This is a genomic window from Aeromicrobium sp. CF3.5 (assembly GCF_051262695.1).
GTDB lineage: Bacteria > Actinomycetota > Actinomycetes > Propionibacteriales > Nocardioidaceae > Aeromicrobium.
Window position 1 is genome coordinate 410,858 of the sequence record NZ_JBIMEZ010000001.1, and the last position, 15,534, is coordinate 426,391.

Here is a 15,534-nt window from a genome sequence, read left to right on the forward strand (position 1 = left end):
GGCGATAGTTTCTAACCTCGCGCCATGGAACGGATTCGCGCAGCCCTGTTCGACCACCGTCGTGCCCTCGCTGCCGCGCTGACCGTGCTGGCCGTGCTGACCGCGGTCCAGGCCGCGCGACCCGACGACACCGGCGTGCCCGTGGTGGTCGCAGCAAGCGATCTCGACTCTGGCCACGTCCTGACATCGGCCGACCTGGCCGAGGTGTCGATCCCGCCCGGGGCGACCCCGTCCCACCTGCTGTCCGTCGAGGCTGCCACCGGCCGACGCGTGGCAGGTCCCCTGCGTGCAGGAGAACCCATCACCGATCGTCGCGTCATCGATCCACGCGATCTGTCCGGGCACGGAGATGACGCGGCACTCACGATGGTGCGCCTCGATGACCCGTCGATCGCGGCGGGGTTGCGAGTCGGTGACCGCGTGGACGTCGTGGCGACCGACCTCGACGAACAGGCAGGCGCCCGGGTCGTGGCGCCCGCGGCGAGCATCGCGCTCCTGCCTCGCGGCGACGACCTGTCAGGCGATGCCGTGTCCGTGGGTGTGGTGACCGACCGGGCGGCGGCGCTCGACCTGGCAGCAGCGGCGGTCGACACGCGGCTGAGCGTGATCGTCTCGTCGTGACAGGTGGGCACCCGGGCGGTCTACGATCAGCGAGTCAGCCACCCCACCCCTGTCAGAGGAGATTCCCATGCTCAAGGGATTCAAGGACTTCTTGATGCGCGGCAACGTCGTCGACCTCGCGGTCGGCATCGCCATCGGCGTCGCGTTCACCACCCTGGTCGGCGCCTTCGGCACGGCCATCGTCACCCCGCTCGTCTCCATCTTCGGTGGCGACAACATGCAGGGCTTCGGATTCCAGATCACCGACAATCCCGCGACCTTCGTCAACATCGGATTCCTGATCAACGCGTTCATCGTGTTCGTGGTGACGATGGCGGTCATCTACTTCGCCATCGTCGTGCCCGTCCAGAAGCTGCAGTCCCTGCGCAAGCCCGGGCCCGGCGTCGACGAGCCCGAGGCCGTCCCCGAGGACACCGCGCTGCTGCGCGAGATCCGCGACGCGCTGGCCCGCCCCGCCGCTCCGGGCGACGGAGCGCACCGCCCGTAGTCGGCTCAGCCGTGGTGCGGGGGTACGTCGCGCAGGAGCTCGTCCTCTCGTGACGTGCCCCCACTCTCATTCCACCCCTCGGACGTCTCGTCCGTCGAGCTCTGGGGCACGAGCTCGCCGAGCAGCTCGGCGGCGCGACGTCGGCGAGCGCGCTCGCGCTGCTCAGGCGTGTCGGACGAGGCCATCGAGCCACTCTGCTCTGAGGACTGGGTGCGCGGGCAGCCAGCCGGTGGCGTCGGTGAAGCGCTGAGAGCTGACGCGTTGCGAACGCACCAGCAGCTCGAGCTTGTGGCCACCGGCCCGCAGGACCCACCCGGGCAGGAAGTGGGCCTCGCGTCGCCCGGCGGCTGTGGCGATGGCGTCGGCATAGTCGCGGCGGCGGACCGGGTCGGCGCCGACGTTGTAGGTGCCCGGCGGCGCCGTGAGGGCCGCCTCGACCGCCGTGCCGACATCATCGGTGTGCACCACGTGCATCCACGACTCACCCACGCCCAAGCCGATCGAACGGCCCCGGGCGGCGCGGCGCAGCAGCCACGCGGTGTTGCGATCCTCGCCGGTCACCAGCCCGAACCGCAGGCTGACCGCCTCGCCTCCGTCGCGGTCGAAGGCCTGCGCGTGCTCCTCGGCCACCACCAGCGGCTCGGTGGCACCGGTGACGTCGACGGGCGAGGTCTCGTCGATCCAGGTCTCGCCCGCGTCGGCGTAGATGAAGCTGAGGCTCTGCTGCAGCAGGCGACCCACCCCGGCGCGACGGGCCGACTCGGCGACGGTGCGGGCGCCGACCAGCCGGATGCGGTCGACCGCCTTCAACGAGCCGGGCCGCAGGGCGGCCGAGCCGACTGGAATGCGGGTGGCGAGGTTGGCCACGGCGTCACAGCTGCGCATGCCCGCGACCAGGGAGGCACTGTCGTGCACGTTGCCGCGCACCGGTTCGGCGTCCAGCGACCGGACGAGCGCGGCAGCGCCCTCCGACCGCACCAGTGCGACGACCTCGTGGCCGGCATCGCGCAGCGCGCGCAGCGTCGAAAGCCCCATGACGCCGTTGCCGCCCGTGACGAACACCCGCATCGGGTCACCTCCTGCGCACCTGGCCGATCGTCCACGATATCGCGGACCGATACGCTCAAAGGGCAGCCCCCGTAGCTCAGCGGATAGAGCAACCGCCTCCTAAGCGGTAGGTCACAGGTTCAATTCCTGTCGGGGGCACGTGATGTGCATCAAGATCTGCGTGGGTCATCACGCCGGTTGGCGTGGCACTCGGGCGCGCGTCACGAGAGACTGTCGGACGTGAATACTGCTGCAGCGATGCTGAACCTGTCCGAGGACGTCCTCGGCATGCCTCTGCCCGTGCGTCTGCGAACCTGGGACGGCAGCGAAGCCGGCCCCGCGGGCGCTCCCGTGCTGGTGATCCGACGCAAGCGCGCCCTGCGCCACATCTTGTGGTCGCCCGGCGAGCTCGGAGTTGCTCGCGCCTACGTGCAGGGCGATCTCGACGTCGACGGTGATCTCGGAGACGGCCTGCGCACCATCTGGGCCGCGGTCCGTGAGGCCCGCAGCGTCGACGGCGACGCCGGACGTCCCAAGGTCACGATCCGCACCGGACTGCGCGCCGCGCGCCTCGCCGTGCGGGTCGGCGCGATCGGCCGCAAGCCTCCCAAGCCGGCCTCGGAGTCCAACCTGACCGGCAAGCTGCACAGCAAGGAGCGCGACCAGGCGGCGATCAGCCACCACTACGACCTGTCGAACGACTTCTACGAGCTGATCCTCGACCCGACCATGGCGTACTCGTCGGGCTTCCATCGCACGCCCGAGATGAGCCTGCACGAGGCCCAGAAGGCCAAGCTCGACCTGATCTGTCGCAAGCTCGGCCTCGAACCCGGCATGCGGATGGTCGACATCGGCTCCGGCTGGGGATCGCTGACGCTGCACGCCGCCGAGCACTACGGCGTCCACGTGACCGGAGTGACTCTGTCGGCCGAGCAGCGAGACTTCGTGCACGCGCGCGCCGCCGAGCGCGGACTGGCCGACCGGGTCAACGTGAGCCTGCGGCACTTTCGTGACCTGTCGCAGTCCGGGGTCGAGGACGGCAAGATCGACGCGATCGCGTCGGTCGAGATGGGTGAGCACGTCGGCGACGAGGAGTACAAGGTCTTCACCGACGCCATCCACCGCTACCTGCGTCCCGGCGGTCGCGTGCTGATCCAGCAGATGTCGCGCAGCAACGAGCAGCCCGGCGACCGTCCCGGCGGCGGCCCGTTCATCGAGACCTACATCGCGCCCGACATGCACATGAAGCCGTTGTCCAAGACGATCGGCCTCATCTCGACCCCCGGGCTGGAGATCCGCGACGTGCAGGCCATGCGCGAGCACTACCCACAGACGGTGGCGGCCTGGGCCGAGAACCTCGAGAGCAACTGGGACACCGCTGTGGCGCTCGTCGGTGAGGAGATGGCCCGCGTGTGGCGCCTCTACCTCGTCGGCGGATCGCTGGCGTTCGAAGAGAATCGCATGGGCGTCGACCAGATCCTGGCGGTCAAGCCCAGCGACGCCGGCACCAGCGACATGCCGGCCGAACCGCTCGCGTGGCTCAGATGATCGACAACGACGTCTCCCAGACCATTGCCTCCCTGGCTGGAGGTCTGGGTGCCATCGTGGCGTTCATGGCGTTCGGACTCACTCTGGCCCAGCGCCAGAAGAAGCTGACCGTCGTCGACACCTTGTGGGGCCTCGGTTTCATCCTGGTGGCTCTCGTGTCGGCGGTCATCTCCCTCGGCGGCGACGGCGACCGGGCGCTGCCCTGGATCCTGCTGGCCATGGTCACGGTGTGGGGCGGTCGGCTCGCGTGGCACCTGCACCGCCGCAACTCACAGGCCGCCGAAGACCCGCGCTACAAGGACCTTGCCGAGGCCGACGGTCGCCCATTCGCCCAGGTGGCCCTGATGCGGGTGTTCCTGCCGCAGGGCGTCGCGATGTTCCTCGTCGCGACGCCACTCATGGTCGGCGGCAACAACACGGAGATCTCGGTCCCACTGCTGGTCCTCGGCCTGCTGGTCTGGCTGCTCGGCTTCCTGTTCGAGTCGGTCGGTGACGCCCAGCTGGCACAGTTCAAGAAGGACCCCGACAACCAGGGCAAGATCATGGACCAAGGGCTGTGGCGCTACACCCGCCACCCCAACTACTTCGGCGATGCGTGCGTCTGGACCGGCATCTGGGTGGTCGTCGCCGGCTCGTTGCCCGGCCTGATCACGGTCATCAGCCCGATCGCCATGACGATCTTCTTGACGAGGGTCACCGGTGCGTCACTGAACGAGAAGGGCATGAAGAAGACCAAGCCCGGCTACGACGACTACGTCCGCCGCACCAGCGGCTTCATCCCCCTGCCGCCGCGCGGCTGACTCACCGCTTTGACGAGCGGTAGCGGAGCCTGCCACGCCCCAATGCACCCAGCGAGCGGTGACCTAGCGATCTTCAGCGCGCGGGTGGCGGTGGCCTGGCGTCCTATGGAGGGTCGGGATGCGGCGCTGACCCACCTCGATGAGAGGCGGTGGGGCACCCGCGGACTCCCATACACCTATCGTGGCGTGCCAATCGTGCTGGTCCCTGGGATGCGGCGCAAAGTCGAGCTCGGCGGCGTGCTCGAAACCTCATCGGCATCACGCCTCACGTCGACTCCGACGTGGCAGTTCGGCACACACTGAGCCATCCGACGCCGGTAAGCCCGCGAGCTGTCGATGCACGTAGTGCGGGCCGCGCTCAAAGTCATTGAAGTTCCGCGCTGGAGCGTCGATGATCGCACCCCACCCTGGGTCGTTCTTTGCACGACGGATTGAGTCGTTCCAGTCCTCGGCTCTCGCTGGATCCGTTTGCAGGTATGACCACAGCAGGCTCAGGCCACCACTCAGGTCCGGGTCTAGAGAGAGATAGCGATCCACCAGATAGAAAGCCGCTCGGAAGGCCTCATCGCTCGTGAGTGGCTCACTTTCGCTCTCGTTCATACGTCGCAGGCTATCCGCGCACACCGCCATGCCCAACTGTGCTGACCAGCCGTTGGGTCCGCCGAATCGCCGCAAGCCGATCCACAATCGGAGCTTCAGCAGGAGCCCGTCAGGTAGAGCAGCTCGTCACCGGTCTCACTTTCCCAAACCCCGGCGTTCCACATCTCGTGCTTGGACAGTTGCTTGCCGGTGGGCTGGGTAGAGATCACGTGGGGGCGAACCTTTGCCCACTTCGCCCTCGCGGCTTCGCCTTCAAACCATCCGAACTGGTCCCGGCCCAGCATCTCTAGGATCAAGGGCGCGCCCAATGCGACGAGGGCGTCGGCGACGCGTCGCTTGGTCTTGGTTGCTTGGCGCAGGTAACCGCGCCCGTCAGCACCTGTGATCATGCCGCGGTCGCGGTGCTCCTCGAGCTGACCCTCGGCGAGGTCGATCCCATGGTGGAACAGTACGAGCCTGCTCGGGTACATCTGACTCTATCGGTGTGAGACGAGCCGAAAGGCTGCCGCGGAAGCGCCGGTGGCGCATGCTTCAGCGATTGCCTCGGCGAGGCGTCCTTCAGCGGCTTCTGCTGGATTCAACTTGTGTTGTACCTGCACTGGCAGTGCCTAGATTGCAACGAATGGTTGCGGCCACTGCCGAGCACTTGAGGTGCCTCCTCAGGGGCGGCCAACTACGGGGAGGCGCGCTTTCTGCCACGCAGGATCCTGAGCACCTTTGCGACCGGACCCTCGTATGGAACACCCGCTTGATCGCGAAGCACCGAAATCAGCAGAGTGTCGAGTGACGCCGACTCGAAATTGGGCAGCCCGACCGAATCAGGGTCGGTACTCCGGATGTAGTTCCGGAGCCAGGTTTCGAGGTCTTGGGGAACTGGTAACGCGTTCTCCGCGACGACAATGTCGACAACGTCATAACCGCGCGTCACAATCCGAAGCGGGGTGCCGCGACTATCGAATGCTTGGCGTCCATCCTCGGCCGCGTCGTAGATCTCAAGATCCAGACAAGCTAAAGCGACATCTGCAAACACATCCAAGTCGCCATGGTCGTAGAGCGTGATCGGTGGTACCGGTCGTTCATTCCCACTCATGCCTGAAATGTAGCGGCCATCGGCCGGTACGCCAGTTCCGCCAAGCCCGCCTGTGTTGTCCCTGAATGGGTGTGGGCATGCCGGTGGGCCGCCGGACTGGAGGGTCAGGCGGCTCGGGTGAAGCTGACTCTTCGTCGTCGGCGCAGGGGTCGTCCGGTGCGGTTGGTGAATCGGAATCCGTCGGTGGCGTTGCCAGTGATGTGAAGTCGGCCTCGGTGCAACAAATGATGGCATCGGGTGCAGAGTCCCACGAGCTGGTCGAGGTCAGTCTTACCACCGAGTGACCACCAGATCACGTGGTGGATCTCCAGGTGGGTCTGCTTGCAGCCGGGTGCTGCGCAGACGCCTTCTTGGCGGGCGATGATCGAGCGGCGTTGCAGCTGGTTGGGCTGGTAGCGATCGCGCCCGGCGTTGAGGACCTGCGCCTGTCGGTCACCGTCACCCTCTTTCATCAGGAACGCGGTGAAGTCGGAGATGCACAAGAAGTACATCAGCAGATTCGGGCCGATCGCACCATGACCCGCGAGCCGTGCTGGTTCGACTGGTGGCATGGGATCGGGGACGAAGCCGGGATTCTCAGTCGCGTCCTTGACGTGCTCGGCAGCCGCTTCGAGTGTTTCGGCGTCGACGAAGACCGACATGTGCGGTTTGACGCCCTTGTCCGACGGCAACCCACTGCCCAGGATCGAGGACAACAAGTCATCCAGGCCCTGAACCCGGCGCTCGGAACCCGTGCGGGTGTCGTCGGCGTTGCGGGGTGCGGAGACCGAGTCGATGACCTTCTTGAGCTTCGCCCCAGTAGTGGTGCCCAGGAAGCCGTTCACATGCCACCCGTCGGGAACGGCGTTGACCTGGAAGTCTTCCTTGTCCATGCCCTTCTCCCAGGCATCATCCAGATCCTCGGGATGCACGACATCCTTCAAGTGCTTGACGGCCTCGAACAAGTCAGCCGGGTCGCTTTCGAGCGCTACCGCGAGGAACACGTCCTCGAACTCACGCATCTTGGCCAGACCCACGTGCCGGATGCCGTAGACGAACGCCCGCACATGGCCGGCACCGATCCGCCCCGCCACCGCCGCCTCAGCAACTCCAGGCAGCTCGTCCAACGCCGTCACGTTGCGGACCAGAGAGGTCGCCTGACCGGCGTTGAGACGCAGCTCGTTGCGGACCCACGCATTCAAGGTCGAGGCGCCATCGAGCTCGTGATCTCGACTGATCTCCAGCTCGGACAGCGCCACGGCCTTGGCCGCATCGAGAGCATCGGCCGCGACCTGGATCGCACGGGCACGGTCGCGAGCATCACCAGTGCGAAGCGCGTGCGCGGCTTGGCGCATCGCGTCGATGGTGGGCTCCGGGTTCATGTCTCTATCGTACTCGAACACGTGTTCTATGACAACAGTTAATCACTGATATCTCAGCATTTTCCCTGACCGAGTGCCATGTCTGGGGCATCTGCGAAGATGACTCCTGACGTCTGTCGCAGGACAGTGGCGATCACGGGCCGAGCGAAGCGAGGCAGGCGCCCGGGCGTAGCCCGGCAGCGGTGAGGTACGAACCGCTGGAGCGGCGAGGTACGAGCCGTGCGCCCTAGCGGGTCACAAAGATGTGGGCCGCGGCCTCGGCGTCGACCTCGGCGGTCTCGCCCTGCCGAGCAATAACGACTCCCTCGACTCCTGCGGAGACCAGCACGTCGTTGCCCGGCAGTGCGCCGACCCGACGCAGGACCGACATGACCTGCGTGTCCTTCTGGATCTCCTCGGCGATGCGGCGCACCACGACCCGCACGGGTTCTGCCCCGGCGGCGACGGTGAGCGACTCGACACCTTCGAGGAACGTGGCCGACTCACCGATCTGGCCGAGCTCGGCGAGGCCGGGGATCGGGTTGCCGTACGGCGACTCGGTGGGGTGCTCCAGCAGCTCGACGAGGCGACGCTCGACCTGCTCGGACATCACGTGCTCCCACCGACACGCCTCTTCGTGGACGAACTCGATCTCCAGACCGATGATGTCGGTGAGCAGACGTTCGGCCAGCCGATGCTTGCGCATGACACGGGTGGCGAGCTGGCGTCCCTTGTCGGACAGCTCGAGGTGACGATCGCCCTCGACGCTGAGCAGACCATCGCGCTCCATGCGGGCGACGGTCTGACTGACCGTGGGGCCGCTTTGGTGCAGACGCTCGGCAATGCGAGCGCGCAGGGGCACGATGCCCTCCTCCTCCAGTTCGTAGACCGTGCGGAGGTACATCTCGGTCGTGTCGATCAGGTCGCTCACGGGCCCCATTAAACAGCAGTCCACCGACAGCGAGATGCGGGTCGTCCGCGGACCAGCACAATGGCTTGCATGAGCACTGCCGTGATGTGGTTCCGCAACGACCTTCGCCTGGCCGATCATCCGGCCCTCCAGGCCTCCGTCTCGTCCGCCGACGAGGTCGTGCCGTTGTTCGTCCTCGACGACCACTACTGGGGCAAGGGAGCCGAGATCCGCCTCGCCTACATGGTCCGGATGATGCAGGAGTTCTCCGATCGGATCGGCGGCCTGCACGTCGTTCACGGGACCCCGGCCGCGGAGGTGCTGCGGATCGCGCGTGCCGTCGACGCCACCGAGGTGCACGCGACCGAGGACTTCACCCCGTACGGAGCCGAGCGCGACGCCGCGACCGAACGGGCGCTGGCCGAGCACGACATCGCGTTCGTGCGCACAGGCTCGCCCTACGCGGTCTCCCCCGGTCGCATCACCAAGCCCGACGGCGAGCCGTACAAGGTCTTCACGCCGTTCTTCCGGGCGTGGGGCAACCACGGCTGGCGCGCGCCGGCAGCAGCCGTGCGCGACGTCGCCTGGGTGCGACCCGAGGGCCGTACGCATCGCATTCCCGAGGTCGCCGTCCCGGACGGCGTGACGCTGCCGCCGATCGGCGAGGCCGCAGCGCTCGAACGCTGGCGAGAGTTCCTCGACGCCGATGTCGCCGACTACGACGAGCTGCGCGACCTGCCCGGCTCGGATCGCACCTCGCGCATGTCGGTGCACCTGAAGTGGGGAGCGATCCATCCGCGCACCATGCTGGCCGATCTCGCGCAGCTGCGCTCGAGTGGCGCCGAGGCCCATGCGCGCGAGCTGGCCTTCCGCGACTTCTACGCCGACGTGCTGCACCACCGCCCGGACTCCGAGCACGGCTACTACGACAAGAGCTGGGAGGCGATGCAATACGACGAGCCCGGCGACGACCTCGAGGCCTGGAAGAACGGGCAGACCGGAATCCCGATCGTCGATGCCGGCATGCGTCAGCTGCTCGCCGAGGGATGGATGCACAACCGCGTGCGGATGATCGTGGCCAGCTTCCTGGCCAAGGACCTGCACCTGGAGTGGCAGCACGGCGCAGCACACTTCATGGACCGGCTCGTCGACGGCGATCCCGCCTCCAACCAGCACGGATGGCAGTGGGTGGCAGGCTGCGGCACCGACGCGGCACCGTACTTTCGGGTGTTCAACCCCATGACGCAGGGCAAGAAGTTCGACGCCGACGGCACCTACGTCAAGCGGTGGATCCCCGAGCTGCGCGACGTCCCGGCCTCGCACGTGCACTCCCCGTGGGAGATGGACGAGCCACCGGCCGGCTACCCGGCACCCATCGTCGATCACGCGGAGGAGCGCAAGGAGTCCCTGCGCCGCTACGAGGATCTGAAGAAGTAGCGTGCAGGCATGGTGACGATCGACTCGAGGTTCAACGGGCCCACCCACTCAGGCAACGGCGGCTACGTCTGCGGTCTGATCGCAGCGCAGCTGCCCGAGACCTCGCCCGTCACGACCCCGTCGACCTCCACCCTGCGCCAGCCGCCGCCGCTGGACACGGCACTGGCCTGGGAGCACGACGGAGACGAGGTGCGTCTGGTCACCGCCGGGGGCGCGCTCATCGGTGAGTCGGCCCCGGGGTCGTTCAGCCGGGAAGCTCCTGCGGCTCCCTCGGCCGAGCAGGCTGCTGCCGGTGCGGCCGCGTATCCGGGCCACTCCGGACATCCGTTCAGCACCTGCTTCACCTGTGGACCGGACCGCGCCGACGGCGACGGTCTGCGCGTCTTCACCGGACCCGTCGCGCCCGGATCGACCACCACGGCCGCGCCCTGGACCGCCCACCGCGATCTGCTCGATGCCCACGGCGTCCTGCCGACCGAGATCATCTGGGCCGCGATCGACTGCGCCGGTGGCTGGACTGCCGACTTCACGGTGCACCCGACCGTGCTCGGGCGGATGACCGCACAGGTCCTGCGCATCCCCGAGATCGGTGAGTCGTGCACCGTCACCGGCGTGCTGGATCGTCAGGAAGGACGCAAGTTCCTCACGAGCACCGCACTGCACGCCGACGGCGAGCTGCTGGCCCGCGCTGAGCAGGTCTGGATCGAGATCGATCCCGCCGCCTTCTGATGGATCTGTCGCGCCTGTGCGTGACCGGGTGACGCAGGTCAGCTCGTAGATAGCTGGGCCGGGACGCCGGACGGCACCTGCCGCAGCGCCCGCACCGCCCGCACCCAGAACCACACCGTCCAGCAGACGATCGCCGCGGCCTTGCTCGCCTCCTCATGGAAGTACAGCCCTTCCACCACCTCCACGATCAGCGAGTGCGCGAACCACACTCCAGCCAGGACAAGCAGCACCGCCTCCCTGCCGCTGAGCAGGACACGAACGTGGGTCAGACCCCACAGGGCTGCCGCCGCCCCCAGGACGACCAACGTCACCCACTCCGGCACACCCCGCTCCGCCAGCACACCGTCATGGAACATGAACAGGTCGTCGGCACCCATAGCCGCCGAGACCAGACCCCCGAGGACGAGCGCCCGCCCCGCACGTCGTTCGCCGCACCGCCACAACAGGGCGCCGGCGAACACCCCCGTGGTCGCGGCACTGATCCAGCCGACGACGCCCAGGCCGGTCAGCCAACCGGTGTAGAAGGGCAGCGGGTCGCCGGCCCGGGCCACGGAGAGCACGTCGCGCACAGCGGGGCCAAAACGCACGGTGTCGATGGCCAGCACCGCCGTCACCCCCACCGCGACGCCCAAGCTGAGCGCGGCGACCACCGCGAGCACCCACCAGGGAACGCCCCCCGAAGGTGCAGGACGAACGACTGAGGGGTGAACGCGCAGTGATCGTGAGATGGCCACGAGTCAGCATCTCATCCCGTGCCGACTGAGGCGGGACTCTGGACGTCTCGACGTGCGGGTGAGCGTCCCGTGCACGTCCAGGCCCGGCGACCGGTGGCGGCGAACAGCTTGCCCTCCTCGAAGGTGCTGCCGGCGAGCACGGCGATCCCGGGCGGGTGGCGCCGTGATCCTCGATCGCTGCGGCGGTCACGGTATCGGCGTACTGCTGCCCGGCGGCCGGGTCGGTGGTCGACAGGACGTCGTGGTGGAACCAACCGAAGATGCCGGGCCGCTAGTTCATCGTCACGACGATCGACTGGGTGCGCGCGCCGGCCAGCGCGGCGGCCATCCCCCGACGGCGCATCAGCTCGTCGTCTCGACGAGCTCGGTGAGGTCCGGCGCCAGCCATCGGCTGTAGACGAGGGCATAGGTCAGCGGGGCCCCGAACACGGTCAGCGGCCAGATGACGTACAGGAAGAGACCGCTCGCGACGGGCATCCCGCCGAACCTGGCTGTCGAGTCCAGCAGCACGCCGGCGGCAATGAACAGCGCGGCGAGCACGGCACTGAATCCGATCACCGGGATCATGGACCGGGACGACCACTGATCTCGCGCGTTGAGCGATCCCATCAGCATGAACAGCAGCACGAACACGGGCAGCGCGTAGTAGACCATCTGCCAGACGTCGGCCAGCATGCCGATCGTGGCGAGGAGCGTTGCAGCGGTGATCGCCGCGACCAGGGTGTCAGTTCGGTCAAACAACATGTCGATCCTCTTCGTGGTCATGATGCGGAGGTGGCGGAGTCGAGCTCGGGCGCCGGAGCGGTCAGCCCAGTCGGCGCGTAGACCTCGTCGAAGCCGCGCCGGGAGGCGGCCGATGGGAACAGCACCGACAGGGCGACGAACAGCAACATGCTCAGGCCGATGACGATGCCGCCGGACTGCATGTAGGACGGCAGGGTGATGATCCCCTCGGACGTCAGCACCGTCAACGCCATGTTCGACACGAGCGCGAAGGTCACCGCGATGGTGGTGGCCATGCCCGTCGCGCGCCGCCAGTACAACCCCAGCACGATCGGCGCGAACATCGCCGACGCGAACGCCGCCCAGCCGATCGCGCCGAGCAGGAAGACGACCTGCGTCAGGTACAGCGCCAGCAGCAGCGAGCACAGCACCACGAACGCGCTGGCCAGCCGCGACCACAACAGCTCGCGGGTCACGGTGCGGCCCATCGAGCTCATCAGGTCGCGGGTGAGCGCCGAGGCACCGATCGTGATGAACGAGCTGGCGCTCGACATGATCGCGGCCAGCAGGCCCGCGAGCACGAACCCGGCGAAGGCGGGGCTGGTCATGTTGTCCAGGAACCAGGTCGTCGTGTTGTCGATGTTCTCCAGCTCCGGAGCGCGACCCTGAGCGGTCAGGGCACGCGTCGCCAGCCCGATCGACAACGCGAACAACGTGGTGATGGCGTAGGCGACGGCCGCGACCAAGGCGCCCCACCGCAGCTCGGACGGCGAACGGAGCATCAAGAACTTCGTGACCAGCTGCGGCTGGGCCGCCGTGCCGATGATGGCGAGGAACACGAAGGCGAGAACCCACGTGATGGGCTGGGTGGCGTCGAGCTGCAGGAAACCGGGGTCGAAGTCCTCGATCGTCGCGAGCATCGAGGACCATCCGCCCACGGTGTTGGTGGCCACGAAGAACGTGGCGATCGCCATGACGATCATCAGCAGGCCCTGCACCAGGTCGGTCCAGACGGCAGCCAGCATGCCGCCGGCGATCGTGTAGGTCGCCACGACGACCGAGCCGATGATCGCGCCCCAGGTGATGGAGGTGTCGAAGATGATCGCCACGATGACGCCCATCGCGGTGACCTGGGCGGTCATGTAGGCGACGGCACCGACGAACATCGCGACGGACATCGCCATGTGCGCCGACCGGTCCGGGTAGCGGACACGGATGACGTCGGGGACGGAGTAGACGTCGTGGGTTCGGGCGATGCGGTACAGCCGAGCACCGAGCAGAAACCAGGACAGGGCGAAGGCGAGAGGCAGCAGGAGGGCCGCCGCCACGATCGCCTGGATGCCCCACGCATACGTGTTGGCTGTGTGGCCGATCATCCCGAACCCACTCTGGATCGAGGAGAAGGCGGCGATGGCCATCACGAAGAAGCCGAGCGTCTGGCCGGCGACCAGGAACTCCTTCGATGACTTCATCCGGGTGTTCGCCCAGTAGCCGATACCGAACATGACGATGAAGTAGGCAATGACGATGATCACGACGATGCTCACGAAGACTCCTCAGCTGCGACGGACCGTCTGGCCCGATGTGGTCCCCGTCACTCTAGGGACGACGCGCAGCTCTTCAAGAGGTGAAGACCACACACACTTGACCGTGCGATGGTGTGTCCAGCATCCACCCCATTGCGGCTCAAAGCGTCGACGGGGTTCGAAGCTCGTGCAGCCGCACCGCAAGCCGCAGCTGCAGGTCATCGACGGTGCGCCAGTCGTGACCGAAGACCGTCGTGATGCGGTCGAGTCGCTTCAGCAGGGTGTTGAGGTGGACGTGCAGCGCGCGGGCCGTGCGGCGCAGATTGCCGTCGTGCGCGAAGTAGGCGGTGAGGGTGGCGACCAGGTCGGTCGACCGCTGCTGGTCATAGCGCAGCAGCGGGCCGAGGGTGTCGTGGAGGAACCGGTCGAGCTCGCCGCGCCGCTCGCCGTCGAAGACCAGGGCGTAGAGCGCGAATCGATCCGTGCTGGCTCCGAGATCGGTGGCCCCGACCTGGCGGGCCACCGACAGACACCCGGTGGCGAGCCCGAACGCGCGGGACCAGTCGTTGGCCCTCACCCGCTCGGCGATCACGATGGCGGGACGGCCGAGCTCTGATCGCAATCGGCGATGCAGTGACTGGGCGAATGACTCGAGGTCGTCATCGTCAGGCGCCGCCGCGAGCAGGGTGGCACGCCCGAGGTGCTCGCCGGCCAATCCGGAGTTCTCGCCGGCCAGGACTCCGAGGTGGCGCACCAGGTTGCTGGCCGTCATGTCCTCGCACTCGACGGTCACCAGGACGTCAAGAGCACTCAGATCGATCCCGCGCGCCCGGGCACGGAACCGCTGGGCGGCGTCCATCTGCGGACCGGCAAGGATCAGTTCGGTCAGCAGCTCGCCGCTGAGCCGGACTGCGGCGTCGGCGGCCGCGTTCTCCTTGAGCATCAGCAGTCCGACCACGTGTGCGGCCAGCTCGAGGCTGCGGATGTCGGCGTCGCCGATCTCGCCGACATGGGTCCAGGCGAGCGTGCCGAGGACGCTGTCGCCCGCACGGATGCTCATCGAGCTGGACTGATCGTGGCCGCGCTCCCCGGCCTCGGCGAGCAGTACGCCCTCGCGATCGACGATGATCACGCCGCCGCCCATCTGGTCGGCGAGCTCGGAGGCCACGACCTGCGGCCCGCCGCCGGCGAGCACGGCACCGGTCAGGGCTTCGTGCACCGCCTGCGCCCGCTCCATCTGCGCCACCTGCGCCTCGATCGTGCCGTAGGCCTCACGCAGGCGGTCCAGCGAGTCGCGACTCCGCTCATAGAGTCGGGCGTTGTCCAGCGCCACCGCCGCGTGGTCGGCGAAGGCGGTGAGCAAGGCGATCTCGTCGGTGCGAAATCGGCGCTTGCTGCGGTCGGCGGCGAACAGGACGCCGAGGACTTCTCCGCGAACCAGCAGGGGCACCCCGAGCAGAGCAGCCATGCCTTCGTCGCTGAGCAGGTCATCGAAGGACGGGTCGTGCGTCAGCTCGGTCGCACTGGCGTAGTCCTCGACCCAGTGCGCCGTCCGGGTGACGATGACCTTGCCGCCCAACCCGGTGCCCGGGCCGATCCGGGCGGCACGGAACCGCGCCGAGATGGTGCCCTGGCTCGCGGTGATCGCCAGTGAGCCGTCAGGGTCCAGCAGCGACAGATAGGTGATGCCGGTGCCGATCAGGTCGAAAGCGTGCCGCACGATCGACCCGAGCACGTCGTCGACGTCGCCGAGGGCGGTCAGCGAACGGGCCGTGGCGTACAGGGACGCCAGCTCGCGCTCGCGGCTGCGGCGGGCAGCAGGATCAGTCATCGATCAAGTCCTTCGGGCTGGCGGGAGACGCCGGGACGTACCACGGGTGGATCAATATTCCACCCATCGCGCTCGCGATGTATTTCAACACACCCTTCCACGTGGTGTGGC

The 15,534-nt window shown here is 67.6% G+C and carries 16 protein-coding genes and 1 tRNA gene; 7 read left to right on the plus strand and 10 right to left on the minus strand.

Translation table 11 applies throughout. From position 1 onward, the window contains the following. The first annotated feature begins 24 nt into the window (after positions 1 to 24). On the plus strand, positions 25 to 621 hold the full coding sequence (locus ACHAA3_RS02095; protein WP_435707276.1) for an SAF domain-containing protein: 597 nt from the start codon (positions 25 to 27) through the stop codon (positions 619 to 621). Between the two features lie 67 nt (positions 622 to 688). Next, positions 689 to 1,108: a large conductance mechanosensitive channel protein MscL gene (gene mscL, locus ACHAA3_RS02100; RefSeq protein WP_435707277.1), complete on the plus strand. Its 420-nt coding sequence runs from the start codon at positions 689 to 691 to the stop codon at positions 1,106 to 1,108. A gap of 5 nt (positions 1,109 to 1,113) precedes the next feature. Here mscL and ACHAA3_RS02105 read toward each other — a convergent pair whose 3' ends face one another. Together ACHAA3_RS02105 and ACHAA3_RS02110 are read right to left on the minus strand one after the other, a co-directional pair. Continuing rightward, positions 1,114 to 1,293 carry a hypothetical protein gene (locus ACHAA3_RS02105; protein ID WP_435707278.1) on the minus strand — a complete coding sequence of 60 codons (180 nt, stop codon included), beginning with the start codon at positions 1,291 to 1,293 and terminating at the stop codon, positions 1,114 to 1,116. Next, entirely contained in the window at positions 1,271 to 2,176 is a 906-nt protein-coding gene (locus ACHAA3_RS02110) for an NAD-dependent epimerase/dehydratase family protein (protein WP_435707279.1), read from the minus strand. The genes ACHAA3_RS02105 and ACHAA3_RS02110 overlap by 23 nt, the downstream gene beginning before the upstream one ends. Positions 2,177 to 2,241: 65 nt before the next feature. Here ACHAA3_RS02110 and ACHAA3_RS02115 point away from each other — a divergent pair. From ACHAA3_RS02115 to ACHAA3_RS02125, 3 genes are all read left to right on the plus strand, one after another. Continuing rightward, positions 2,242 to 2,314: transfer RNA gene (locus tag ACHAA3_RS02115), tRNA-Arg, on the plus strand. An 81-nt stretch (positions 2,315 to 2,395) separates the two neighbouring features. Next, entirely contained in the window at positions 2,396 to 3,703 is a 1,308-nt protein-coding gene (locus ACHAA3_RS02120; RefSeq protein WP_435707280.1) for a class I SAM-dependent methyltransferase, read from the plus strand. Next, complete coding sequence (locus tag ACHAA3_RS02125) at positions 3,700 to 4,503, plus strand: DUF1295 domain-containing protein (protein WP_435707281.1); 804 nt, start codon at positions 3,700 to 3,702, stop codon at positions 4,501 to 4,503. Before ACHAA3_RS02120 ends, ACHAA3_RS02125 begins: the two co-directional genes overlap by 4 nt. A 695-nt stretch (positions 4,504 to 5,198) precedes the next feature. On the opposite strand, the gene ACHAA3_RS02130 is transcribed toward ACHAA3_RS02125, so the two are convergent. From ACHAA3_RS02130 to ACHAA3_RS02145, 4 genes are all read right to left on the minus strand, one after another. Next, positions 5,199 to 5,573 carry a hypothetical protein gene (locus tag ACHAA3_RS02130; RefSeq protein WP_435707282.1) on the minus strand — a complete coding sequence of 125 codons (375 nt, stop codon included), beginning with the start codon at positions 5,571 to 5,573 and terminating at the stop codon, positions 5,199 to 5,201. A 203-nt stretch (positions 5,574 to 5,776) separates the two neighbouring features. Continuing rightward, entirely contained in the window at positions 5,777 to 6,193 is a 417-nt protein-coding gene (locus tag ACHAA3_RS02135) for a hypothetical protein (RefSeq protein WP_435707283.1), read from the minus strand. A gap of 104 nt (positions 6,194 to 6,297) precedes the next feature. Continuing rightward, entirely contained in the window at positions 6,298 to 7,554 is a 1,257-nt protein-coding gene (locus ACHAA3_RS02140) for a DUF222 domain-containing protein (protein WP_435707284.1), read from the minus strand. A 226-nt stretch (positions 7,555 to 7,780) separates the two neighbouring features. Next, the gene (locus ACHAA3_RS02145) at positions 7,781 to 8,464 is read right to left on the minus strand and encodes a metal-dependent transcriptional regulator (protein ID WP_435707285.1); all 684 of its coding nucleotides are present in this window, start codon (positions 8,462 to 8,464) and stop codon (positions 7,781 to 7,783) included. A 69-nt stretch (positions 8,465 to 8,533) separates the two neighbouring features. Here ACHAA3_RS02145 and ACHAA3_RS02150 point away from each other — a divergent pair, with 69 nt between their 5' ends. Continuing rightward, on the plus strand, positions 8,534 to 9,880 hold the full coding sequence (locus ACHAA3_RS02150) for a cryptochrome/photolyase family protein (protein WP_435707286.1): 1,347 nt from the start codon (positions 8,534 to 8,536) through the stop codon (positions 9,878 to 9,880). Positions 9,881 to 9,889: 9 nt separating this feature from the next. After that, positions 9,890 to 10,609 carry a hypothetical protein gene (locus ACHAA3_RS02155; protein ID WP_435707287.1) on the plus strand — a complete coding sequence of 240 codons (720 nt, stop codon included), beginning with the start codon at positions 9,890 to 9,892 and terminating at the stop codon, positions 10,607 to 10,609. A gap of 38 nt (positions 10,610 to 10,647) precedes the next feature. Here ACHAA3_RS02155 and ACHAA3_RS02160 read toward each other — a convergent pair whose 3' ends face one another. The 4 genes from ACHAA3_RS02160 to ACHAA3_RS02175 form a co-directional block, all read right to left on the minus strand. Beyond that, on the minus strand, positions 10,648 to 11,259 hold the full coding sequence (locus ACHAA3_RS02160) for a hypothetical protein (protein ID WP_435707288.1): 612 nt from the start codon (positions 11,257 to 11,259) through the stop codon (positions 10,648 to 10,650). 426 nt (positions 11,260 to 11,685) lie between these two features. Further along, positions 11,686 to 12,108, minus strand: a complete 423-nt coding sequence (locus tag ACHAA3_RS02165) for a hypothetical protein (protein WP_435707289.1) — start codon at positions 12,106 to 12,108, stop codon at positions 11,686 to 11,688. Continuing rightward, positions 12,105 to 13,613, minus strand: coding sequence for a sodium:solute symporter family transporter (locus tag ACHAA3_RS02170; protein ID WP_435707290.1), 1,509 nt, complete (start codon positions 13,611 to 13,613; stop codon positions 12,105 to 12,107). Before ACHAA3_RS02170 ends, ACHAA3_RS02165 begins: the two co-directional genes overlap by 4 nt. A gap of 139 nt (positions 13,614 to 13,752) precedes the next feature. Next, positions 13,753 to 15,423: a helix-turn-helix domain-containing protein gene (locus tag ACHAA3_RS02175; RefSeq protein WP_435707291.1), complete on the minus strand. Its 1,671-nt coding sequence runs from the start codon at positions 15,421 to 15,423 to the stop codon at positions 13,753 to 13,755. Positions 15,424 to 15,534: the final 111 nt, after the last annotated feature.

Excerpts from the sequence above, each read along its gene's own strand:
- ACHAA3_RS02095 (WP_435707276.1), top strand. The coding sequence starts at position 25 with ATGGAACGGATTCGCGCAGCCCTGTTCGACCACCGTCGTGCCCTCGCT.
- mscL (WP_435707277.1), top strand. The coding sequence starts at position 689 with ATGCTCAAGGGATTCAAGGACTTCTTGATGCGCGGCAACGTCGTCGAC.
- ACHAA3_RS02105 (WP_435707278.1), bottom strand. The coding sequence starts at position 1,293 with ATGGCCTCGTCCGACACGCCTGAGCAGCGCGAGCGCGCTCGCCGACGT.
- ACHAA3_RS02110 (WP_435707279.1), bottom strand. The coding sequence starts at position 2,176 with ATGCGGGTGTTCGTCACGGGCGGCAACGGCGTCATGGGGCTTTCGACG.
- ACHAA3_RS02125 (WP_435707281.1), top strand. The coding sequence starts at position 3,700 with ATGATCGACAACGACGTCTCCCAGACCATTGCCTCCCTGGCTGGAGGT.
- ACHAA3_RS02130 (WP_435707282.1), bottom strand. The coding sequence starts at position 5,573 with ATGTACCCGAGCAGGCTCGTACTGTTCCACCATGGGATCGACCTCGCC.
- ACHAA3_RS02135 (WP_435707283.1), bottom strand. The coding sequence starts at position 6,193 with ATGAGTGGGAATGAACGACCGGTACCACCGATCACGCTCTACGACCAT.
- ACHAA3_RS02140 (WP_435707284.1), bottom strand. The coding sequence starts at position 7,554 with ATGAACCCGGAGCCCACCATCGACGCGATGCGCCAAGCCGCGCACGCG.
- ACHAA3_RS02150 (WP_435707286.1), top strand. The coding sequence starts at position 8,534 with ATGAGCACTGCCGTGATGTGGTTCCGCAACGACCTTCGCCTGGCCGAT.
- ACHAA3_RS02155 (WP_435707287.1), top strand. The coding sequence starts at position 9,890 with ATGGTGACGATCGACTCGAGGTTCAACGGGCCCACCCACTCAGGCAAC.
- ACHAA3_RS02165 (WP_435707289.1), bottom strand. The coding sequence starts at position 12,108 with ATGACCACGAAGAGGATCGACATGTTGTTTGACCGAACTGACACCCTG.
- ACHAA3_RS02175 (WP_435707291.1), bottom strand. The coding sequence starts at position 15,423 with ATGACTGATCCTGCTGCCCGCCGCAGCCGCGAGCGCGAGCTGGCGTCC.